This window comes from Niallia nealsonii, from assembly GCF_002835805.1.
GTDB lineage: Bacteria > Bacillota > Bacilli > Bacillales > Cytobacillaceae > Niallia > Niallia nealsonii.
In genome coordinates this window covers 68,491-91,726 of the sequence record NZ_PISE01000015.1, presented here as the reverse complement: position 1 = coordinate 91,726, position 23,236 = coordinate 68,491, and the positions used below count along the sequence as shown (strand labels likewise).

Below are 23,236 nucleotides of genomic sequence, written 5' to 3'. Positions count from 1 at the left end.
TCAAGAAAAAACTTAGAGAAACAGAAGAAAACTAAGTAGTGAATCACTATAAGTTTGTATGTTATCTTGTATAATTTTTTACATGAATACTGAATTATCTTCCTTGTAAATTTACTATTAATAACAAATCCATATTATTTTGAATAATAATGTTTTAAATGTCAACTATATTTAAAACTAGGTTGACAATTAATTTGAGATTCATTATTATCATAGTTGTTAATAGTACATATTGATTATTAGGAGAGATAAGAATGAAAATTAAAGAAATTACCTTTGTGGCAGTGTTTGCCGCTGTAATGGGTGCTCTAGGAGTAGTTCCGCCTATTATACTTTCTTTTACACCAGTACCCATTACATTACAAACTCTAGGTGTCCTTCTTGCAGGAGGGGTATTGGGAGCAAGATTAGGGGCGATGAGCCAAACAATCTTTTTATTACTTCTCGCTGCTGGAATGCCTCTTCTATCTGGAGGAAGAGGTGGACTAAGTGTATTTGTCGGACCAAGTGTTGGTTATATAATTGCGTGGCCTATTACGGCTTTCTGTATTGGTTATCTACTATCACGTTTTCAAACTTTAAAAATACAACATATTTTATTTATTAATCTGACAGTTGGAATTCTATTAATCTATTTAATTGGAATTCCTGTCCAAGCATTTATGATGGACATTCCTCTTTTAAAAGCTGCTCAGTTAAGTTTAATTTATATCCCAGGGGATGTCTTAAAATCCATACTAGCTTCTATTTTAGTTTACAGACTAAGAAAACACCCAGTTTTTTCGCGCTCATTAGCAACAAGTTAATCTAATTATTTATCTAAAAATATCTAAATCTTAAGAGGTGCCAGAAGGTGTCTCTTTTTATAGAGGAGATATATCATGGGCAATATTACAGAATCATATAAGACTTTCGCAAAATTATCCCCAAACAAAATCGCAATCCATACGAATCATCAACAAATCAGTTATCAAGAATGGGATGAATTAATCAATCAAACAGCGAACTGGCTTCATTCTCTTCATTCAGAAAATAAAACAATAGGAATCCTTTTGCCAAGCGGTATCCCTTTCCTACAGCTCTTTGCAGGAGCCTCTAAGGCAGGTTGGATTGCTGTTCCATATGATTTGAAATGGAAGATAACCGAATTGGAAAAAAGAGTGATGCTTTCACATCCCTCTATCATTGTCACAACTAGAGAAATTTACTCTCAAATCAAACAAAGTATTCCTAATGTAATGATTTTGGATGATAGTTTACAGGAAATCTCTCAGTTTGATCCTACAACTGTATTGAAAATGGAAGGAAATCTGCCTTTTTACATTGGATTTACATCTGGTACGACCGGAAAACCAAAAGCATTTGTTCGCTCCCAAGATTCGTGGGTGGCTAGCTTTGATTGCAATCGTTTTGATTTCGGGTTAGATGAAACCGATCATGTTCTTATTTTTGGAGCCTTAACCCATTCTCATTTTCTGTATGGAGCCATTAGTATTTTGTATTTAGGTGGAACCGTCTTTCTATTAGAAAAGTTCTCTCCTATTGAAGGACTATCATGGATACATTCCTTTCCAATTACAACGATATATGTAGTTCCGACAATGGTAGAAGCATTCTTGAAAGAAGGAATTCAAGTTGATAAGTCTATAAAAATTATTTCATCTGGTGCCAAATGGTCGGATAGATCGAAAATAGAAATCCGTAATATGATTCCTAACATGACTATGTACGAGTTTTATGGAGCTAGTGAATTGAGTTTCATTACTGTAATTCCTGATAGTGAAGGTATTCAGAAGGCTACAACTGTCGGAAAGCCTTGTTATGGTGTAGAGGTACAAATACGGCGTCCAGATCAGGAATTAGCAAAGCCAAATGAGAACGGAAAAATATATGTAAGAAGTAAATTGATGATAAATGGGTACTTGGATGATGCCGGAAGGTCTATTCATTCTATTCAAGATGAAGGGGGTTGGGCCACAGTCCATGATATGGGATATTTTGATGAAGATGGCTTTTTATATATTGTAGGTCGTGAACAAAATATGATTTTATATGGAGGAATAAATATTTTTCCTGAAGAAATAGAAAAAGTGCTTTCCTTACATCCCGATGTCGAAGAAATTGCTGTAATAGGCCTATCAGATTCGTATTGGGGCCAAGTTGTTGCTGCGGTAGTGAAAGGAAAGAGTAGCCAATTAGAGTTAAAAAGATTTTGTAAGACTCATTTATCTTCTTATAAAATTCCACGTAAGTGGTTTTTTCTATCTGAAATGCCATATACAACGAGTGGCAAGATAGCTCGTGCTGAGCTAATAAAACGAATGGAAAAAAAGGTGGTCAATGATTAAAAGAGCGGTAATTGTCGAAGCGAAACGAACACCAATTGGAAAAATGGGTGGAATCTTACGAGATATTCAGCCACATGAGCTAGCAGCTCCTATCCTCCAACATTTAGCGAATGGATTGGAAGAAAAAATACAAGACATCATTTTGGGAAATGTAGTTGGACCAGGTGGAAACGTAGCTCGAGTTGCTACGTTAGAAGCAGGACTTCCTCTTTCTGTACCAGGAATCACAATTGACCGTCAATGTAGTGCAGGGTTAGAAGCGATTCGAACGGCATGTTACTTCGTCCAAGGCGGAGCTGGCCGTTGTTATATTGCTGGTGGTGTAGAAAGTACGAGTACCTCTCCGTTTCCATCTAGAGCAAGATTTTCTCCTGAAAAAATTGGCGATCCAGATATGGGCGTTGCAGCAGAATATGTGGCTGAAAAATATGCTATTTCAAAGGAAATGCAGGATCAATATGCTCTATTAAGCTATAAACGCAGCTGGGAAGCTTACGAAAAAGGATATTTTAATCAAGAGATCATTCAAATTGGAGATATCCACCAAGATGAAGAATTTTTTAGGAAAAGAAAGATGGAAGTACTTTTAAATAGGATGAAGCCAATATTTAAAAAGAACGGTACGGTTACTGCAGCGAACAGTTGTGGGATAAATGACGGGGCTTCAGCTGTACTTGTCATGGAAGAAAACATGGCATTAAATAATGGATTCCAGCCTATTTTACGATTTTTGGATAGTGAAGTCTCAGGTGTACTTCCGAATCATCCAGGAGAAGCCCCCATTCCGGCTATTCAAGCCTTAATAAAAAGAAACCAGTTAACCATTGAGGATATTGACTTAATTGAAATAAACGAAGCTTTCTCCTCTAAGATTGTTGCCTGTACAAAAGTGCTTTCTATTTCTTATGACAAATTAAATGTTGGCGGAGGTGCTTTAACGCTAGGACATCCTTATGGAGCTTCGGGAAGTATCATGATCACGAGGCTTTTCTACGAAGTACAAAGACGAAAGGATATTAAATATGTACTAGCCGCGATTGGGAGTGGTGGAGGAGTTGGAGTAGCGGTCCTATTCGAGGTGGTAACATGAAAACTAAGGAACATGAGATTATATTTAATAAAGAAGATGTGCAACAAATTGTCCAATTGATTGGTGATCGAAATCCTATCTATCAGAGTTCGGAGAGGGCAAAAGACTATGGTTTCGAAACGATTCCTCTTCATCCAACTATGCCAATGATGGCTTATAAATGGCTTGCTTCCCCAAGGGAGCTGCAACATCCTATTATTCATCGCAAACAGAAATGTATCCAGCATCAGAGAATGTATATTGATGAGGTCTATAGAGCTATAGTTGAGGTTAAAGATCAATTTCAACGTCAAAACCTTACTTTTATTAAGCAAACTCTATATTTATATAATAGGGATGGAAAACTTTGTTTTGAAGGAATATCTGATTTGATTTTGGATAGTTTGTCATGAATATGATTACCTTTCAAATTACCGAAAGGGACGTTGAACAATATGCTGTCATTTCCGGTGATTACAATCCAATTCATTTAGATATGGAGGCGGCGAAACAACAAGGATTCACTAATAAAATTGCCCATGGAATGTTAACAGTGTCCAAAGTGTTAAGTGTACTTTCGAATGAATCTCTCATTCCTCAAGTGTTGTTGAGTCAGTATGAATTTACCTTTATCTCCCCTGTTTATGTGGGAGATCTAGTAACACTGACTATCAAACAAGCGGAGAATAAAATAAGAGTAGAAGGAAAATGTGGAGAAAAGAGAGTCATAAAAGGATGTTTGATAGTAGTTAGAGGAAATCCCTGATGATTTATACTGGACAGATGTGTAATTTTAAGAGGAGTTTTCTGGTAAGAGAGAATTAAAAAGATATATATGGAAGTTGGATAACATTTCAAAATGAAGCAGATAAAAAAAGAGACTTTTAATCTTTCTTTTAATTAAAAATCGTCACTTAAGTTGTTACACTGAACCGTACCATAAGTAAATGAGGTTTTTTCATTATAAAAATATAGGAAGCTTGGCTATAAAGGGCTGTCTAAAAAGTTATTCTATGACTGGTATACAGCCCTTTTTGCCCCTGCACTTATAAACAAAAGTCTTGAAAAGTATTCCCTTTAAAAATTTTAGGAAATTATTCTTCCTTTAGATGGTATTTTTTATACCAATCTACAAAATGACCTAATCCTATTTCTAATGGTGTAGCAGGATAGAAGCCTACATCCTTCTGCAGACTTGTAATATCTGCATAGGTCTCTTTAACATCTCCTGGCTGCATAGGTAATAATTCTACTATTGCTTTTTTTCCAAGTAGCTTTTCTAATATCTGAATAAATGCCATTAAATTTACAGGAGTATTGTTGCCAATATTATAAATCCTGTAGGGGGCATAGCTTGAGCTCGGGTCAGGGTTTTTTCTATCCCAATTATTATTGTATTTGGGTGGATGATCTAGTAATTTAATGATCCCTTCCACAATATCATCAATAAAAGTGAAGTCTCTGCTCATATCGCCATTATTAAATACTTTTAAAGTATTCCCCTCTATAATATCTTTAGTAAAAGAATAATAAGCCATATCGGGTCTTCCCCAAGGGCCATACACTGTAAAGAAACGAAGGCCTGTGGTTGGAATATTAAATAAATGGCTATACGTATGAGCCATTAACTCATTTGCCTTTTTTGTAGCAGCGTAGATACTTACCGGGTGATTAACAGAGTCTTTTGTAGAGAATGGAATGTTTGAATTTGCTCCATAAACGGAACTTGAAGATGCATATATTAAGTGCTCTACTTGATAGTGCCTGCAAGCTTCTAAAATATTCATAAATCCAAATAAGTTTGAATGAACGTAAGAATGAGGATTGTAAAGACTATAACGGACTCCAGCTTGAGCAGCCAAGTTGATTACAATATTGATTGATCTATTTTTAAATATTTGTATTAGTGATTCTTGATTTGCTAAATCTATTTTATAGAATTCGAAATTAGCGCTTTTTTTCAGTATATTTAACCGATCTTTCTTTAACCGAGCATCGTAATATTCATTAAGATTATCTACACCGATAACATGATAATTTTCATCTAATAAACGTTTAGAAAGATGAAACCCAATAAAACCAGCCGCTCCTGTCACTAAAACATTCATTGTCTTCTATTTGCTCCTTTTTTACGATCATGAACATTTTTTCGGCCATGAAGGTTTTGAAATAACTCAAGTGGCCATTCTTGTACTCGAAGTATAGATTGTTTCTTTAGAAACGTATTTAAATCGGGTTCTAGTAGATATTCCATTAAGAGATGGGTGGATGATGGCAATTAAGTCGTCTCCTTTCGACAAATTGTCCGGATTTTTTAGAGGAGTAGCTAAATCGATTGAATTATTAATATGATTAGTCGGTTTTTTTATGCTTCTTATCTTTTTTGCCTTTTAGTTCACTGCTCTTAGATTCTTTATCCTTATCATTCTTTTTGTGTTTATCTTTTTTGTCTTTATCTTTGTACTGCTTTTGCTCCTTCTTTTTCTCTTTTTCATCATTCGATTCATCTATGAATAGAGTGCTTGTTTGATTACTACCGAGTACCTTTCCATATTCGCTATTTGGAGGAGTGATATTTTGGGGAATTTCGACTTCTGGAGCTACATACCCATCTGGCAGCGGTGTAGGAAGAGGCATTTGCAGCGTAAATCCCCAAACTTCCATAATTTCATGTGCTACTCGAGACCAGTTATAATTGCTTACAGCGAGTTCTCTTCCTCTTTTCCCCATACTTTGCATTAATGCTTTATTTGATAATACTTCAGAAATCTTTTCTGCAAAATTTGCTGGGTCTTCTGGATTTTCGATTACAAAGCCATTTTCTCCTAAACTAATTACCTCTTGGTTTCCTCCTCTTGCCGTTGTCACAATAGGAAGGCCAGCAGCCATTGCTTCATAATGAACTCGTGCTAGTGGTTCTTGCCAAATGGAAGTACAAACAAATAAATCAGCAGCTGCAAACCAATTTTGAATATCAGCTGGTGATACAAAGCCTGTTGTCACAACAGGAACGGTCTGTTGTTTCGCTAAAGATCGAATATAGGCTACATAATCGGTTACTTTGTTCTGGCTAAACCAATTACCTCCTACTACAACCAAGGCTAAGTTTTTGAATTTTTTTGAAAGCAGCGGTAATGCTCGAATTAAACGATCTACTCCTTTATTTTCGGAAAGTCTTCCTGCAAATAGGATAACATTCTTATCTTCTAAGCCATGTTCTTTACGAAGTCGATTTCGAATAGATTCCATTTTGGAATGATTACCAGGTAAAAATCTTTCAGAATCAACGCCTGAATAAATAGTTCGGAGCTTTGATGATGCTTGAGGATATAGGTTGCGGATGACATTCCCCACATAGTCACTGATTGTAATGATCATAGAGACTTCATTTATTGCTGCATGAGCTTCATTTGGTTCAATTTTATCAAGATTAAACATATCATTATGCATGCTAAGGATAATTTTTGATTGAGGTGCAATACTTCGAATAGGCATAACAAGACGAGGACGATTAAAAATATGAATAATGTCAAAAGAATTGGAGGCTAAAAATTGAACGATTCCTTGTTGATAAAGTGCTAATAATTTTCCTGGTACCCGGACATATTTAATTCCATCTTTAATTTCTTCATTAGGAAGCGATGGGTCCGTTATTCCTAAAACAGTAATACTATACGACTTTGCTAGGTATGGTAGGCTTCCAGAAATATACGTTTGAATTGCCCCTCCCAGAACAGGCGGTACAGGAAGTTTTTCAGTAGCTATCATTAAAATATTCATGATTACTTATTCCTCCAATCGTTTTGAATTTCTTCTAATGCCGGCCACTTGGATTGGTCAGTATCGACAATTGTTCTAATTAGTTGAGAGGTTGTTTCATTTAAAAATATTTCTGGTTCATATAGTACCTCTTTAACATTTTTATAAAATTCATTAGGAAGTGACATATCAATCATTAAGATGTCATATAGTTCTAGACTGATTGGATTTGCCTCATGATAAGCTTGAATCATTTCACGCATCCACGTTACATCCCATCTAAATAAATCTGCCATGGTACCTGTAATCAATTTCCTTAAGTCACGTATGGGAAGATCATATGCTACACCATCAAGGTCAATAATCCACATTCCATTCTGCCCCATTTGACCATTTGACCAGCCGTAATCCTGATGAACTAGCCCCCAATTTGTATTGCCGAGTTTTACTAGTTCCAAGTATTTTGACTGATTTAGTGCTTCGATACTTCTCTTTGCTTGTTCTTCAAATAGATCGATAACATTTAATAGCTCCTGACTAGCAGGCATTGAACTATATGCTATGGCTATATTTCGAAACCAATCCATTTTTGTTAAGATTTTTTCGTAGCTTTTTGGCCATTTATACAATCTTGAGGCAATTTCTGCCCCAGCAGGAGGGACATACCCCTGACTTAAGCGGTGAAATTCACCGAGTGCATAGCAAAGCTGTTTTGCGCCTTCTAAGTCTTTTGTTACAGGCGTTAGTGGTTCAATCCATTCTGCAACAAACCATAACTTTCCTCCGGCCTGAATATAATCCTCTCCCGATTTGGTTGTGATAATTCCCGGTACCCTTGCATTTTTTATGTCTACCAAATATCTTTGGGCACCAAGACTAAATATACTTCTTGTAGGTCTTCGATGGAGAAGCTTAAAACTTTTGGGTCCATCATCGGTCTCCAGTTTCCAAATAGCCCCACCCTTATCAGGCTTTGTTGTGATCACTTGCATGCTATTAACTTTTAAATCGTACTGTGTAAGAACTTCTAATCCTATATCATTGATATAATCTGGAACATAAAATTCTCCATGAGTTAGTTCATCGACTTCCCACGGTATAATAATTTGATTCTCCAATGTATCATTTCTCCTTTTCCGAGCAACTTATACCTTTACAGATCATGAATAAAAGGCTATTTGAAAAATATCAAACTCATTTAAACAAGCTCTAGATACTTTTTATTAATATGCTTAATGTACAAGAATGTACAGGTTATAAGCGGATTCAAGTTGAAAAATTCAAGAAAAAAATGATTTTATTAGAATGGAAATACGCTATTTTAACAAAGAGTTTGGTCCGATATAAGCGCTAATTACTTGTAGATTTATTTGATTTGCTTCGGAGAACCATTCATAAGTAAGGGAGTTATTGTAATTTTGGAGATTTTACTTAAATGAAAGAATATCAAAAATGTCAAAGCTGTGTCATGTGGTTAAAGAAAATTGAAGATCGCGGTACGGAAAGGAATTTAGATAAAAGTTCTATGTATTAATAAGCATTGTTATCAAGAAGGAGAATTTATTCAAAGGGATATTTCTGTAGATGATAGGAAACAATTTGTAAAAGATAAATGCATCGAAATGGAGTTTCCGATGTTTTTGGCAGGAATGTTTGTTAAAAACCTTCATAAATTGGAGGGATAAATAGACATTTAATCCAAACTAAAAGAGTATTATGTTAGGCTAGCTCCTTTTGATATATCACGGAGAACCGTACCATAAATAAATGAGTTTTTTAAAGATTTATATTAAGACTTTATTTTCCTCATCATTATATGTTAAAAAAATTGATTTAGAGGAGATGGAATAAAAAAACAGGTTGACGGATTTCGCTATAATGCTGTAGTATAAAAAAATAATTGAATAAAACCTCACTTTTTACTGTGAGGTAGAGGCGCGATATTTAACAGTCTATAGCGGAGCTTGAGAAGCAATGATGCTGTGGAGAAGGAAATATCGCCGAAGTTTGTAATATTCTCAGTATTACTTGCTGGGTCTGTAGTTAAGAGCTACAGGACTGTCTCAATAAACCCCTAGTTTATTGAGTTGTGCTATCTCATTTTGGATAAAAGAGAGGACTTTAGGACTACTACATATATTGCGACCTGAGTTTATCTCAGGTCGTTTTTTTGTTTTAGTAATTCATAGGAAAACAGGAGGAGAGACAGCATGAGAAACAAGTTATCATTATTTATGGTTTTGTTGGTTTTAACAATGATTCTATTAGCTGGGTGTGGGACAAGTAACGATTCAAATTCTGGATCGTCAGAAGATAATACATTTAAAGTAGGGCTTGAAGCAGGATATGCTCCGTTTAACTGGACGCAAAACGATGATACTAATGGTGCTGTTAAAATTGATGGCTCTGCAGAATATGCTGGCGGATATGATGTGGAAATCGCTAAAAAAGTGGCTGAAGGTTTAGGGAAAAAATTAGTGATTGTAAAAACAGAGTGGGACGGCCTAGTTCCAGCATTAGCTTCGGGTAAAATTGATGCGATAATCGCAGGTATGTCACCAACTGCAGAACGTAAAGAAACAATCGACTTTTCAGATAACTACTATAAATCAAATTTAATTATGGTGGTGAAAAAAGGCAGCAAGTATGAAGGAGCTACTTCAATCCAAGATTTTAAAGGAGCTAAAATTACAGCTCAGTTAAATACATTTCACTATTCAGTTATTGACCAAATTGAAGGTGTAGAAAAAAAGACGGCAATGGACAACTTCCCAGCGATGAGGGTAGCTCTTGAATCAGGAATTATTGATGGATATGTTTCAGAACGTCCTGAAGGAGTAAGTGCATCAACTGCAAATGATAAATTTGCTATGGTTGAATTTAAAGATGGATTTGAAACTTCCGAAGAGGATACATCCATTGCTGTTGGACTTCAAAAGGGCAGTGACTTAACAGATAAGATTAATAAAATCTTAGCAGATATCCCAGAAGAAGAACGTACAAGCATTATGGATAGTGCTATTAAGAATCAACCAGCAGCAGAATAAAAAAATGGTGAAACCGGCTGTATATCTTGAGACAGTCGGTTTTATACAGTAAGTGAGGAAAAAAGATGAGTCTTGAGTGGATCATTAAAATAATTTCAGAGAACTGGCCTATGTTCCTTCGCGGTGCTGCGTTAACACTTTTGATTGCTTTGATAGGGACAATATTTGGGGCGATTATTGGATTAGTAGCAGGGATTATTCGTACCATTCCAGTACCTGAACGTGGAGTAAAAAAACTACTTTTAAAAGTGGTTAATATAATTCTATCTATCTATATTGAATTCTTCCGTGGAACACCGATGATTGTACAAGCGATGGTTATTTATTATGGATCTGCGCTAGCATTTGGTATAGACATGAATGTGTTTGCTGCAGCTATTATTGTTGTATCAATCAATACAGGAGCATATATGGCGGAAATTGTTCGAGGTGGGGTTGTTTCTATTGATAAAGGTCAGTTTGAAGCAGCTCATGCGATAGGAATGAACCATTTACAAACAATGTGGAATGTTGTATTACCACAGGTTATTCGAAATATTCTACCTGCAACTGGGAATCAGTTTGTTATTAATATTAAAGATACATCCGTATTAAATGTCATTTCAGTTACAGAATTATATTTCGTTACAAAATCGATTTCGGGAAATAACTTTAGATACTTTGAATCATTCTTCGTAGCTTGTATGATTTATTTCGTGATGACCTTCATTGTAACAAGAATATTGCTATATATTGAGAAAAAATTAGATGGATCTGATAACTATACGATCATCGGAAATAGTTCACAATTAAGAGGTAAATAAAAAATAATGGAAGAAGGTGAAGAGAGTATGGAAAAGATCATTGATATTCAGCATCTTAACAAATCCTATGGAACTCATGAAGTGTTAAGGGACATTAATTTTTCCGTGAATAAAGGAGAAGTAGTCTCTATCATTGGTTCCTCTGGATCTGGTAAATCAACTCTTCTTCGTTGTATTAATCTTTTAGAAAAAGCAAGCGGCGGGCAAATCCTCTATCATGGCGAAAATATATTGGATGGCCAGCATGATGTAGCTGCTTACCGAAAACATTTAGGCATGGTATTCCAACAATTTAATTTGTTTAACAACCATAACGTTCTTAACAATTGTGTAGTAGGACAAGTAAAAGTATTAAAACGATCAAAAGCAGAAGCAGAAAAAGTAGCGATGAATTACTTAAAAGTTGTTGGAATGGATAGGTATATTAATGCGAAGCCAAAACAATTATCAGGTGGACAAAAGCAGCGCGTAGCCATAGCAAGAGCACTTTCTATGGAACCAGATGTGATGTTATTTGATGAACCTACATCAGCTCTTGATCCAGAAATGGTAGGAGAAGTATTAAAAATCATGAAAGACCTTGCACATTCTGGTCTTACGATGATAATCGTAACGCATGAAATGGAATTCGCAAAAGAAGTATCTGATCGAATAGTGTTTATGGATAAAGGTGTTATTGCAGAAGAAGGAAGTCCAGACCAAATTTTTAATAATCCAACACAAGATCGTACTAGGGAATTCCTAAAGCGTACTTTAAAACAAGTACAATAAATATTCAGTTAGGCATACTTTTAAAACGTTTTTATTGACGTAATGTAAAGGAAGCATATTAGTAGTATAGTACAGCCTAAGAGTTAAGGTTGTACACATGTAAAAGTTATAATACTCCAAAGGGGAGTAGCTGACAGTTATGCCGACAGTACGTGATAGTTTTATCACCGGCTTAACTGGCAACGTGATGTTGTTTGTGAGACCTTTGCCAGTTGGTAAAGGTCTTTTGGTTTTTAGGAGGAGAAAGCTTTCGGCTAATTACGAGTTCATTTAATCTTTTTTTAATTTACTAAAGGGAGAGAACATTTTAGTCGGATAGTGATTTGCATAGGAAATTCTTTATTTTATTAACGTTATTCATGACCATTAAATCATTTGCTGTAGCTATTGTTATTTTAGAGATGCATAATCCGCCAAGAAGCATTGCTATACAGTATTCATCGGTTACTGTGCAAAATCAAAATTCAGGGAATAATAGTTAATTTATTAATCAGGGGGAAGAATTTTATTGTTAACATACGTTAAGGAATTATTGAGAGCAGGTGCGCCAAAGGTAGATTTAATGATTAATACAAACGAAGCAATGTATCAAGAAGTCGTTTCTGGCAGCTTTCACATTAAAGGTGGAAGAAAAAAGCTCAAATTAAAGAGATTAGAGTGCTCCTTAATTAAGGAATATCAAGATGGTTATGAAGAGAAAGTAGAAACAGTTACTACCATCTTAATGTCCAAATTCTTACATGAAAAGGAAGATTTGATAGTGCCGTTTACTTTTCAATTATCTACAAAAATAGAGCCCTCAACACCGGGATTTACCTATAAGTTCCATACAAACCTCTTTTTTGCAGATAATAAAGTTAGGGAAGATTATGATGAATTAATTATTAAAGAATAAAGGTAATGTTTAGCTCTTACGATTAAAAAAGTAAAAAAGTTCGATTTGCTTGTTCGAACTTTTTTTATTTTTTCGGCGCTTTTGGCTGATAAAAGATAATGGTTGATGCAGAGCTAGTTTCTGCGATTAAACTAGCAATGATTTCACCTGATTTTTCATTTTACTATCAATCTTCTATTTATAAATGCTTCTATCTTGCCTAAAGCTTTATATGTATATGGATACAAGCTGGATAGCTGAAATAAAAAGCCTAAGATTGAGGCTGAAATCAATTCAATGAAATAGGAAATGGCAATTAAATAATACATCCATAAAAACCAGAATACTATGATTGGATGGAGCATAGCGGCAAACTAAAAATAAGCCATATAGAACGGAGAAGTATAACAAGTAGGACGATGCTTTAAATGACAGTATTTTTTTTACTGTGACGGTCAGATAGGAGGTTCCAATCATAAGTAGAAATCCCGCAAAGGTGAAAAATATCCAAAGCATGTTTCCCTTTTAAGTAGACAGATTTTATGATGTAATCTGTCTACTTGAAAGAGGAAATTTGTGGAATATTGTAGTTTTTTGTTTTTTAAGATATTAATTTAGGCGCTCTCATTTTTTGTTTCAAGATGGCTATTAGATGTTTTGATAATCTTGTCAAAACTTCCGTATTTCTCTTGTACTAATAAAAGGGCAATTACCCCGAGAATACTTGGAACGGCAAATGCCATAAATGCATTTTGTGGTGCTAAATTAGTCGCTAGCAAAAGACCTATTATCAGAGGTGCCAGTATTGCCCCTATTCGGCCAATCCCAACAGTTACACTAAGACCTGTTGTGCGGATTTCCTGGGGATAAAATTCAGATATATATGGATTCACTAAGTTTTGTGTTCCCCCTGTGCATGCACCGCCAATGGCGATTAATACATATAACAGAAGTGTATTAGACGTTAAGCTAAGGGAAACAAAGCAAATAGCTCCTAATAAAAACATATAGATAAGTACTTTTCGATGACCTAATCGTTCCACTAAATAACCGCCTAATAAAGATCCTCCAATTTGGCCAACTCCTAATGATAGGCTGAATGAGATACTGGAAGTGATTCCATATCCAGCTCCTTGCATAATTTTAGGAAGCCATGTATTTAGGCCATAAATCATAAGAAGGCAACTAAATACTGCAGTCCAAAAGGCTAAGGTACTAACAAATCGATTGTCTGAAAATAGCTTTTTCGCTGGGAATCCTTTTGCCCGTTCTTTAATAGATGCATATTCAAAATCGTCTGTTGCTTGATACTTTCCTTTAGAATCTATTCTATTGAGAATATTGGCTATTTTTCCCCCTTGATTGCGAAGAATATAATAGGATAGCGATTCAGGAAACTGTTTAAGGAACAATGGCAGGGTAATAAGAGGAATAATCCCTAGCCAATATAAAAATCTCCATCCTATACTTTCCATTAAATACATGCCTATTAGTGAAGCTAAAATAGCCCCTATGGAATAACCGCAATACATTGTCGCCACAATCAGCGCTCGGTTTTTTTTAGGTGAGTATTCTGTCATCATGGCAATTACAGCTGGCATTAATCCACCCATCCCAAGAGCAGCAATAAAGCGCATAATCGTAAAGGTTAGGGAGTTTGGAGCTAAACCAGCCAAAAGGGAAAATACACTGAATAAAAGCATACAAATCGCTAATATTTTTTTTCGGCCGATAATATCGGAAAGGGAACCAAGCAAAAAGGAACCAAGCATCATACCAACTAGAGTATAGCTGCCGATTGCTCCTGCCTCTACAAGCGTTAGCTCATAGTCCTTCATCATTAATGGCAACCCAATCCCGTATAAAGCAATATCAAAACCATCAAAAGCAATGGCATAAAAACACCAAAGAAAAACCAATAAATGAAATTTATTAAACTTACTTTCAGCAATTACCTGAGAAGTCTGAATAACACGCATATTATTCCTCCTTTTTTTTCTTTTTTCTTTTTCTCAAAAATTCGTTTATTTCCAAACTTCTTTGGAGATGTCCACGACATGTTGAAGTTTTGACCATTGTTGTTCCTCAGTTAATAAGTTGCCTTCTTCCGTAGATGCAAACCCACATTGAGGACTCAAGCATAGCTGGTTTAAATCAACAAATTGTGATGCTTCTTCAATTCGTTTTATAATGGTATCTTTACTCTCTAATTCACCAAATTTGGAAGTAATTAAGCCTAAAACAATATTTAAATCAGATTTATTTACAAAACGAAGTGGCTCAAACCCGCCTGAACGGTCATTGTCATATTCTAAGAAGAAACCATCGATATTTAAATGGCCAAATAATTGTTCTGCCACCGGTTCATATCCACCAGAGGAAATCCATGTGGAACGGAAATTTCCACGACAAATATGCATCGTTATTTTTAAATCATCTGGTCGATCCGCTACTGCTTTATTTAACGTATCCAGATACATTTTAATTAAATAATCAGGATTCAATCCTTTTGCACGAAGCTGTTCTTTTTGCTCTTTTGAACATAAATAAGCCCATGATGTATCATCAAGCTGCAGGTAGCGGCAACCAGCATCATAAAAAGCTTGCAAGCCTTTTTTATATGTTTTGGCTAAATCATCAAAGAATTCTTCCTCATCTGGATAAATGGATTTATCAATCTCTCCACGAAAGTGCAGCATACTTGGACTCGGAATTGTAAATTTTGCTGTATGGTCCCCAGCTGCTTGATGAAGATACTTATAATCTTCTAACATAGGATGATTTTCAAAGTCTAATTTGCTGGTTACTTTAATCGCACGAGATTTTGTTTGTTTTTGATGAAATTGGATACCATTTCCTTCCCAAAAACCATTAACTCCAACCAATTTTTCTAAGAAGTCAAAATGCCACCAAGCTCTGCGAAATTCTCCGTCGGTAATAGCCTGAAGACCTACTTCTTTTTGTTTTTGTACAATTCTTGCAATTTCTTTATCTTCGATTTTGCGTAATTGTTCTAAGGAAATTTCTCCATTAGTGTTCTGTAAGCGGGCTTTTTTTATTGCATCTGATCGCAATAAACTACCAACTTGATCAGCACGAAAAATAGTCGCATTGTTGTTGGATGTATTTAGTGTTTTCATAAAATTTCCTCTTTTCTTTTTCTAACTCGGATGTTTGTATCCTAACATGATTAAAGGGCTATAGTGTAACTGATAAAAGTAATTAGTCGTTATAACTAAAAGCTATAACGACTAATTACTTTTATATTCTAGTGGACATTTGATTTTCTACTATTCTATCCTTACCATGCATTAACGGGCTTTTGACCATCACCTAAGGGATGATAAGAGAGAATGAGACATCTAGACGGGTAGAAAATTGCTGAGTAAAAGCTTCATTGAAGTCTTACTTTATTAGAAGCATAGTTCTACTTGTATTGTTACCTATTATGTAAAAAGTCTTAAAAAGCAAAGGAAGATTTTCAAAAGTTTAACCGTTCTCTATTCATTTGTGTTTATTTGGGATAAGGTTAGAATAGCGGAATAAAATTTTTATAATATAATGAGAATATTTTTAAAAAAATGAGGGATTAAAGATGAAATTGCATCAATTAAGATATGTTATTGAAGTTGTCATGTGTGGCTCTATTAATGAGGCTGCACGCAGATTATATATATCACAACCTAGTTTATCAAAGGCAATAAAAGAACTTGAAAAAGAAATAGGCATTACTATTTTTACTCGTACATCCACTGGCATTACCCTTTCACCAGACGGGGCTGAGTTTCTTGGATATGCTAGGCAGGTAGTAGAACAAGTTGAACTATTAGAGCGGAGGTATTTTGATACTGTTCCCTCTCAGCAATTATTTTCCATTTCTACACAGCATTATGCATTTGCTGTAAATGCATTTGTAGAAATGATAAAAAAGCATGGGGGAGATAAATATCAATTTACGATGAGGGAAACTAGAACCTATGAAATTATTGAAGACGTCAAGAATTTACGTAGTGAAATCGGTATTTTGTATGTTAGCTCTTTTAATGAAAAAGTAATGATGCAGCTGCTAAAGGAGGAAGGGTTAGATTTTCACGTACTTTTTAAAGCAGCGCCTCATATCTTTGTAAGTTCTCAGAATCCACTTGCAAATAAGTCATCTGTTACTTTAGAAGATTTAGAAGAATATCCCCGGCTTAATTTTGAACAAGGAGAGTTTAATTCGTTTTATTATTCGGAAGAGATTTTTAGCACGATTCCTAGTAAAAAAAGCATTCAAGTCAGTGACCGGGCAACCCTTTTTAATTTATTAATTGGATTGAATGGGTATACCATCTCCACTGGTATTGTAAGTGCAGATTTAAATGGCCCTAATATTGTATCTGTTCCACTTGAAGAAGGAGAAATTATTACAGTTGGCTGGGTAGTACATAAAAAAACACAACTGAGCAGAATGGCTAAACTGTATTTGGAAGAGCTCGAGCAAATTATACATTTCTATGTATCGTGATATAGATTATGAACTATGAAACTAATATAGTATTTTCAGATTATAAATATATTATAGAGGACTATTTTAATAAGTAAGAAAATAGTTCTGTTTAAAAATAATTAAGCAATATTCTCTATTTATAGGAAGACTCTTTTTCGAAGGATCTTAATTTGGAAGAAGTAATGATTGTCCATATCCAGAAGACATTAGATGGATTCTCTATCATATAATTTGTTTTGTAGAATATAAATTATACTATTATCAATAGATGCTATTTTATTATGCGTTTTTATAAATGAGGGATACATAACTAGATAAAAATATATAAAAAGAAAGTGAATATCAAAATTTTATTATCTGGCCTTTTAATTTTATCCTTCTGTAGTTTTTCTGCAGTTTGGAAAAGATCTCGTAATTGTATGTAGCTGAAATAACGAAGATATAAATATGTATTTTTTATGAATAAAAATACAATAAGAGTATAGGAAGGGAAATTATATTTATATATTAAAAAAATATTTCATACTATTTTTAATGAGCTGTTTTAAAGTTTCTTATAATGGAAAATATTACTTATCTTATAAAGGAGAGAAGAACTAAACAAAAGATGGTAGAATAAGAATAATTAAAAGATAGATATAAATCGAGTATAAGAGGGGCGATTGAACGTGAATATACATCATCCACCTGATTATTCATCTGTTCCACAAGATAATGTAATCTTAGAATATTATGGGATCAATGAACTGAATTTCGATTCTATTAAAAAATATCGAGGGGAATTTTCATCAATTAATCCTAATCATCCTTGGAATGGATTAGAAATAAAAGAGTTTTTATATAAAATTGGTGCATGGGGAAAGGTAAGAAACACCAATCAGGAAGGTTTAACTCTTGCTGGTTTATTGATGTTTAGTGAAGAAAGGATTATTACGGAGGTATTGCCGCAATTTTTTCTTGAATATAGAGAAATCTTAGGAGAAAAGATAGCGGATAACTGGTCCAAACGTTTTACTTCACAGGATGGAACTTGGTCAGGGAATGTATTTGATTTTTATTTCAAAGCTCATGTAGAGTTAAAGGCTAATTTTAATAATTTGTATCAGAATGCTTATTTTACCCCCGCTGAGGAAACAAGCGCTCTATTTTGCCTGCAGGAACCATTAATCAATGCATTAGTTCATGCTGATTATTATGGAGAAGGCGGCGTTGTGATTGAAAAAAAACCAGATTTATTTCAATTTTCCAATCCAGGCCTTCTGCGTATACCTTTAGAGCAAGCATTAGAAGGCAATGTAAGTAATCTACGTAACCCTAACCTTTTTAAAATGTTCATTTTAATTGGTCTTTGTAAAAGAACAGGTTCTAGCTTAAAAAGTACTAAAGGATTATGGGAACGTTATGGTGGGGACGGCTCTTTTGATTTTATAAAAGAGTCAGGGCTCGAGCGTACTATTCTTAGGCTGCATGTAAAGCAAAAGGGAATCAGCGAAGAAGAAACAAGAGAAAAGGAAAATAATCTTTTTTTATTTTCTAGTGAAGAGGAGCTAATAATGTTGAATTTTGACGACAAAGGCAACTCCTATAATAACGAACACAACTCCTTTAGTAGTGAATTAGACTCCTATAATAACATGGTTAACTCCTTTAGTAGCGACAATAGCTCCTATAGTAAAGAGTCAGACTCCTATAATAACGAACACAACTCCTTTAATAGTGGATTCAACTCCTATAATAAAAAGTTGAACTCCTGTAATAGTGAAAATGAGTTAGATGATAGTACAATGTCACCTTTTGACGACATGGCGAACTCCTATAATAGTGAAGACGAGAGTGATGTTCATGAAAAGGTAGATATAGTAGCGAGTCATTCAACAAAGGATCTTCTAGAAGAGGAGATAAACGAATCTTCCTCAGAAGAAATGGATAAAAAATTATGGGAAATATCAGAGCTTGCTAGAAGGAAAAAACGATTGTCTCCAAGTGTGATGGAGGATATTATAGTAAATCTTTGTAGTCAGAAGCCTCTCATGTTAAGAGAATTAGCGCACTTATTAGCAAGAACTCCTGATGGATTAAGAAATAATTATTTGGCCAAGTTATTAGATAAAAGGAAAATCAGGCTCAAATATCCTAATCAGCCAAACCATCCAAAACAGGCTTATATTATTATTAAGAAGTAAGGAAAGGTACAGAAAAACTGTATCTTTTTTTATTAGTAAAAAATTAATAATTAGTAGGAGAAATGTGTTGTATAACAGCTTCTTGTTAAGAGTTATAAAATAGGAGAAGGAAAAGAGGTTATTTTTAATAATGGCTGTTTTCTAAAAGATTGTTACTTTTAAACACGCAGACGTAATACACTTCGCTTTCCGTGAGCGAGCATTCCACGGGAGTCTACGTGTATTACATTTCCTAAAAACTATTCCTTCTATTTTTTTCTGTTAAAAACAACAAAGTTTACGAGAACGGCCTTAATAATAGAGTAGCTGGTATAGTAAAATATAGGTAAAAAACTTAATTTAGCTGATGAAGCATTATATAAAGTGAAACGAACAGGAAAGAATCGATTACATTTATTTCATGTAAAGGATTATGAAAAGGAATTGGTGTATAAAGGTTAGGAATCAAGCAGTCTACAGTCTGAAAGCCGCTTTATTAAAAGCGGCTTTCTTTTTTTGTTCCAATCATTATTTAATTTCTAATTAGATAATCGAAAGCACCTAAAGATGCATTGGCGCCTGATCCCATTGAAATAATAATCTGTTTATATGGACTATTTGTACAGTCTCCTGCAGCAAACACTCCAGGTACATTTGTTGCACCGTGGTTATTTACTACAATCTCACCCATTCTAGTTCGTTCAACTGTGTCGCCTAACCAATCAGTATTCGGTACAAGACCAATCTGAACAAACACACCTTCTAGTTCAATATGTTTTATTTCCTCTGTCTCACGATCCATATAGGAAATACCGTTTACCTTATCGGTTCCAGTAATTTCTTTTGTTTGAGCATTTTTAAGAACTGTTACATTTGGCAGACTATGAAGACGCTCTTGCAATACAGAATCAGCTTTCAGTTCTGATGAAAACTCAAGAACCGTTACATGTTTCACAATGCCAGCTAAATCAATTGCTGCTTCAACACCCGAATTACCGCCGCCAATAACAGCTACGCGTTTTCCAGCAAATAATGGACCATCGCAATGTGGGCAGTAGGCAACCCCTTTATTTTTGAATTCTGCTTCACCAGGTACGCCAACATTGCGCCAGCGAGCACCTGTTGAAAGGATTACAGCTTTACTCTTCAGAACAGCACCGTTTTCTAGTTCAATCTCGATAAGATCTTTCTTTTCTAGGCGTTTGGCACGCTGTAAATTCATTACATCAATATCATATTCTTTCACATGTTCTTCAAGACTTGCTGCGAGTTTAGGACCTTCTGTATATTTCATACTGATAAAGTTCTCAATGCTCATAGTATCCATGATTTGACCGCCAAAACGTTCAGCTACAATTCCTGTACGAATACCTTTACGCGCTGCGTAGATAGCTGCACTTGCACCAGCAGGTCCGCCGCCGACAACAAGCACATCGAATGGATCTTTATCAGAAAATTCCGATGCGTCTGGAGCATTGCCTATCTTAGCAAGGATTTCCTCTACTGACATGCGGCCGCTTCCAAATGATTCTCCGTTTAGGAATACTGTTGGTACTGCCATGATATTTTTGCTTTCTACTTCTTCTTTAAAAGCTGCACCATCAATCATGGTATGTGTAATGCCAGGGCTAAGAATGCTCATTAAATTTAATGCTTGTACAACATCAGGACAGTTGTGGCAACTTAAACTAATGTAGGATTCAAAATGATAATCGCCCTTAATATTTTTGATTTGATCAATTACTTTTTGATCAACCTTCGGAGGTCTGCCGCTTACTTGCAGCAGAGCCAATACTAATGAAGTGAATTCATGTCCAAGAGGAATACCAGCAAATGTTACACCAGTGTCTTCGCCAATGCGATTTACACTAAAGCTTGGTGTTCTTTGCAGCTGTGTATTCTCCACTTTAATTTTGGAGGACATAGTGGCTAATTCATCTACTAGAGCCTGCATGTCACGAGAAACCTCGTCGGAACCTGCGCTCACCTTAAGTACTGTATCGCCTTCCATTAGTTGAAGATATTGGTTTAATTGTGCTTTTATCTCTGTATCCAGTAGCATTTATCGCGCTCCTTAAATTTTTCCTACAAGATCTAGGCTAGGTTTAAGTGTTGCAGAACCTTCTTGCCATTTTGCTGGACAAACTTCCCCTGGATTGTTGCGAACATATTGTGCTGCTTTAACTTTATTAACAAGAGTGCTTGCGTCACGGCCGATACCGCCAGCATTGATTTCAACTGTTTGAATAACGCCATCTGGATCAATAATGAATGTACCACGATCAGCAAGACCTTCTTCTTCGTCTAGTACATCAAAGTTGCGAGAGATTTTTTGTGAAGGGTCACCAATCATAATATATTCGATTTTGCCAATAGCTTCTGAGTGATCATGCCATGCTTTATGTGTAAAATGAGTATCTGTTGAAACAGAATATACCTCTACTCCAAGTTCTTTAAGAGCTGCATATTGGTTTTGAAGATCCTCAAGTTCTGTAGGGCAAACAAATGTAAAATCTGCTGGATAGAAGCAGAAAATGCTCCATTGTCCTTTTAAGCTTTCTTCTGTAACGTCAATAAATTCACCGTTGCGGTAAGCTGATGCTTTGAATGGTTGTACTTCTTTTCCAATTAGAGACATAATTAATTCCTCCTAAGTATGTTTTGAAATTTATAAATAGAGAGTTTTGGCATATTAGTCAAAACTCTAATTAACCAATAATAATTCTAATTTCAAATTTATTATTATATAAACCTTATTATTTTGTCAAGAAATAACACTCAACTTTTTGTAAATTATTTTATTAGACATTGTAAATGAAATTCAGTAATTGTTTTCCCCATTGAAAACTTGGCAATCGTAAAAGAGATTGAAACGAATTTTGATTGTGAAAGCTTGATTTTCAATTACTATATGCCTTTCTCAATTAACTAGTATTTTTGATATATGTAATGTTCATGGAACTAAAATATAGTTTAGGGCTGAAACAGAAATTCTATTCATGTACATCTTTCTTTCGACAATAAAAAGAAGCCTATGTCGGATTTGCAAGATATTTAACTAATGATACTAATTGATTGTTCATTTAAGGAGGGTATACCATTAAATTACATCTATTAGGCTTTTTTACAAAAAATTAGAAAGGAAAAAAGACTGGGGGAAGATTTAATGAAAAGTAAACTTCTAAAGGGATTATTATCATTTTTTTTAGTGTTAGGGATATTTATTCCCTTCAGCGAGGTAAAAGCTGAAGCTGCTGCAAAAAAAGGAGAAGTCGATATAAAAAGTGGTGTTCTAAACATGCGAAGCGGGCCAGGAACAAAATATAAGATAGTTGAAACATTAAAGGATAATACAATTGTCTCTGTTTATAGTTCCAAAAATGGCTGGATTCAAATTAAGTACAAGAATAAGAATGGATATGTATCAGATGATTATTTAAAAATTTATAGCAGTATGTCTGTCAGTAATGCAAGGAAGCTTGTGCAAGAAGCGGATAAAACACAAAGAATTACATGGGAGAAGAATTATACAAAGGTACAAATCAATTCTATAATGGCTTCTAAGTTTAAAAAATCATATATAGACAAATATATAAAACAGCAGTTTAGAAAAGCAGGAAAGAATAAAAATGGAACACAATTATATCATATCATGGAAACGGAAATTTGGGGATTGGCCCTCTATCCAATTGATTGGGATTTAAAATACGAACCAAAGAAGCCTGTCATTTCTAGTTATAAAAAGAATGGCCAGGAATATTTGCTTGTCTCTCAATACCATTTAAATGAAATGGATGGAAATAAGACAACCACTATTTACTTCCAAAAAGATGGATCTAAATGGAAAGTGTATGATCATCGCGTCAAATATGAATAATGCTAGGAATAGATAAACCACTAAATTATTAGAAATC

22 protein-coding genes and 1 riboswitch are annotated in these 23,236 nt (G+C 34.7%); of the genes, 13 read left to right on the top strand and 9 right to left on the bottom strand.

What is annotated here, in order from left to right:
- Positions 1 to 254: 254 nt before the first annotated feature.
- The 5 genes from CWS01_RS07680 to CWS01_RS07660 all read left to right on the top strand — a co-directional run bounded on the left by CWS01_RS07680 (position 255) and on the right by CWS01_RS07660 (position 4,183).
- Positions 255 to 806: a biotin transporter BioY gene (locus CWS01_RS07680; RefSeq protein WP_101176607.1), complete on the top strand. Its 552-nt coding sequence runs from the start codon at positions 255 to 257 to the stop codon at positions 804 to 806.
- Between the two features lie 75 nt (positions 807 to 881).
- Positions 882 to 2,348: an AMP-binding protein gene (locus tag CWS01_RS07675; RefSeq protein ID WP_101176606.1), complete on the top strand. Its 1,467-nt coding sequence runs from the start codon at positions 882 to 884 to the stop codon at positions 2,346 to 2,348.
- Positions 2,344 to 3,438 (top strand): acetyl-CoA C-acyltransferase, encoded by a 1,095-nt coding sequence (locus CWS01_RS07670; protein WP_193603763.1) that lies wholly within the window; start codon positions 2,344 to 2,346, stop codon positions 3,436 to 3,438. The genes CWS01_RS07675 and CWS01_RS07670 overlap by 5 nt, the downstream gene beginning before the upstream one ends.
- The gene (locus CWS01_RS07665; protein ID WP_101176604.1) at positions 3,435 to 3,830 is read left to right on the top strand and encodes a MaoC family dehydratase; all 396 of its coding nucleotides are present in this window, start codon (positions 3,435 to 3,437) and stop codon (positions 3,828 to 3,830) included. The genes CWS01_RS07670 and CWS01_RS07665 overlap by 4 nt, the downstream gene beginning before the upstream one ends.
- Positions 3,827 to 4,183, top strand: a complete 357-nt coding sequence (locus tag CWS01_RS07660) for a MaoC/PaaZ C-terminal domain-containing protein (RefSeq protein WP_101176603.1) — start codon at positions 3,827 to 3,829, stop codon at positions 4,181 to 4,183. Before CWS01_RS07665 ends, CWS01_RS07660 begins: the two co-directional genes overlap by 4 nt.
- A 328-nt stretch (positions 4,184 to 4,511) precedes the next feature.
- On the opposite strand, the gene CWS01_RS07655 is transcribed toward CWS01_RS07660, so the two are convergent.
- The 4 genes from CWS01_RS07655 to CWS01_RS07645 form a co-directional block, all read right to left on the bottom strand.
- Complete coding sequence (locus CWS01_RS07655; RefSeq protein WP_101176602.1) at positions 4,512 to 5,525, bottom strand: NAD-dependent epimerase; 1,014 nt, start codon at positions 5,523 to 5,525, stop codon at positions 4,512 to 4,514.
- Positions 5,522 to 5,695, bottom strand: coding sequence for a hypothetical protein (locus tag CWS01_RS22295; RefSeq protein ID WP_157827596.1), 174 nt, complete (start codon positions 5,693 to 5,695; stop codon positions 5,522 to 5,524). The genes CWS01_RS07655 and CWS01_RS22295 overlap by 4 nt, the downstream gene beginning before the upstream one ends.
- A 74-nt stretch (positions 5,696 to 5,769) precedes the next feature.
- Entirely contained in the window at positions 5,770 to 7,197 is a 1,428-nt protein-coding gene (locus CWS01_RS07650) for a glycosyltransferase family 4 protein (protein WP_101176601.1), read from the bottom strand.
- 2 nt (positions 7,198 to 7,199) lie between these two features.
- The gene (locus CWS01_RS07645) at positions 7,200 to 8,294 is read right to left on the bottom strand and encodes a CotS family spore coat protein (protein ID WP_101176600.1); all 1,095 of its coding nucleotides are present in this window, start codon (positions 8,292 to 8,294) and stop codon (positions 7,200 to 7,202) included.
- A gap of 804 nt (positions 8,295 to 9,098) precedes the next feature.
- A riboswitch (Lysine riboswitch) is annotated at positions 9,099 to 9,279 on the top strand.
- A gap of 107 nt (positions 9,280 to 9,386) precedes the next feature.
- Here CWS01_RS07645 and CWS01_RS07640 point away from each other — a divergent pair.
- The 5 genes from CWS01_RS07640 (at position 9,387) to CWS01_RS07625 (ending at position 12,692) form a co-directional block, all read left to right on the top strand.
- Complete coding sequence (locus tag CWS01_RS07640) at positions 9,387 to 10,223, top strand: transporter substrate-binding domain-containing protein (RefSeq protein ID WP_101176599.1); 837 nt, start codon at positions 9,387 to 9,389, stop codon at positions 10,221 to 10,223.
- 65 nt (positions 10,224 to 10,288) lie between these two features.
- The gene (locus CWS01_RS07635; RefSeq protein WP_101176598.1) at positions 10,289 to 11,026 is read left to right on the top strand and encodes an amino acid ABC transporter permease; all 738 of its coding nucleotides are present in this window, start codon (positions 10,289 to 10,291) and stop codon (positions 11,024 to 11,026) included.
- Positions 11,027 to 11,053: 27 nt separating this feature from the next.
- Positions 11,054 to 11,797, top strand: a complete 744-nt coding sequence (locus tag CWS01_RS07630) for an amino acid ABC transporter ATP-binding protein (protein WP_101176674.1) — start codon at positions 11,054 to 11,056, stop codon at positions 11,795 to 11,797.
- A gap of 323 nt (positions 11,798 to 12,120) precedes the next feature.
- Positions 12,121 to 12,279: a hypothetical protein gene (locus CWS01_RS22625; protein ID WP_168714367.1), complete on the top strand. Its 159-nt coding sequence runs from the start codon at positions 12,121 to 12,123 to the stop codon at positions 12,277 to 12,279.
- Positions 12,280 to 12,305: 26 nt separating this feature from the next.
- Positions 12,306 to 12,692 carry a sporulation protein gene (locus CWS01_RS07625; protein WP_101176597.1) on the top strand — a complete coding sequence of 129 codons (387 nt, stop codon included), beginning with the start codon at positions 12,306 to 12,308 and terminating at the stop codon, positions 12,690 to 12,692.
- A gap of 64 nt (positions 12,693 to 12,756) precedes the next feature.
- On the opposite strand, the gene CWS01_RS23440 is transcribed toward CWS01_RS07625, so the two are convergent.
- From CWS01_RS23440 to CWS01_RS07610, 3 genes are all read right to left on the bottom strand, one after another.
- Positions 12,757 to 12,831 carry an AgrD family cyclic lactone autoinducer peptide gene (locus CWS01_RS23440; protein WP_407938546.1) on the bottom strand — a complete coding sequence of 25 codons (75 nt, stop codon included), beginning with the start codon at positions 12,829 to 12,831 and terminating at the stop codon, positions 12,757 to 12,759.
- A 454-nt stretch (positions 12,832 to 13,285) separates the two neighbouring features.
- On the bottom strand, positions 13,286 to 14,650 hold the full coding sequence (locus CWS01_RS07615; protein ID WP_101176596.1) for an MFS transporter: 1,365 nt from the start codon (positions 14,648 to 14,650) through the stop codon (positions 13,286 to 13,288).
- A gap of 45 nt (positions 14,651 to 14,695) precedes the next feature.
- Positions 14,696 to 15,811, bottom strand: a complete 1,116-nt coding sequence (locus CWS01_RS07610) for a 5-methyltetrahydropteroyltriglutamate--homocysteine S-methyltransferase (RefSeq protein ID WP_101176595.1) — start codon at positions 15,809 to 15,811, stop codon at positions 14,696 to 14,698.
- Between the two features lie 455 nt (positions 15,812 to 16,266).
- Here CWS01_RS07610 and CWS01_RS07605 point away from each other — a divergent pair, with 455 nt between their 5' ends.
- Together CWS01_RS07605 and CWS01_RS07600 are read left to right on the top strand one after the other, a co-directional pair.
- The gene (locus tag CWS01_RS07605) at positions 16,267 to 17,178 is read left to right on the top strand and encodes a LysR family transcriptional regulator (protein ID WP_101176594.1); all 912 of its coding nucleotides are present in this window, start codon (positions 16,267 to 16,269) and stop codon (positions 17,176 to 17,178) included.
- Positions 17,179 to 17,822: 644 nt separating this feature from the next.
- Complete coding sequence (locus tag CWS01_RS07600) at positions 17,823 to 19,343, top strand: putative DNA binding domain-containing protein (protein WP_101176593.1); 1,521 nt, start codon at positions 17,823 to 17,825, stop codon at positions 19,341 to 19,343.
- Between the two features lie 511 nt (positions 19,344 to 19,854).
- Here CWS01_RS07600 and ahpF read toward each other — a convergent pair.
- Positions 19,855 to 21,384, bottom strand: coding sequence for an alkyl hydroperoxide reductase subunit F (gene ahpF / locus CWS01_RS07595; protein WP_101176592.1), 1,530 nt, complete (start codon positions 21,382 to 21,384; stop codon positions 19,855 to 19,857).
- 12 nt (positions 21,385 to 21,396) lie between these two features.
- Entirely contained in the window at positions 21,397 to 21,960 is a 564-nt protein-coding gene (ahpC, locus tag CWS01_RS07590; RefSeq protein WP_101176591.1) for an alkyl hydroperoxide reductase subunit C, read from the bottom strand.
- Between the two features lie 528 nt (positions 21,961 to 22,488).
- Between ahpC and CWS01_RS07585 the strand changes: the two genes are divergently transcribed.
- Entirely contained in the window at positions 22,489 to 23,199 is a 711-nt protein-coding gene (locus tag CWS01_RS07585) for an SH3 domain-containing protein (RefSeq protein ID WP_101176590.1), read from the top strand.
- Positions 23,200 to 23,236: the final 37 nt, after the last annotated feature.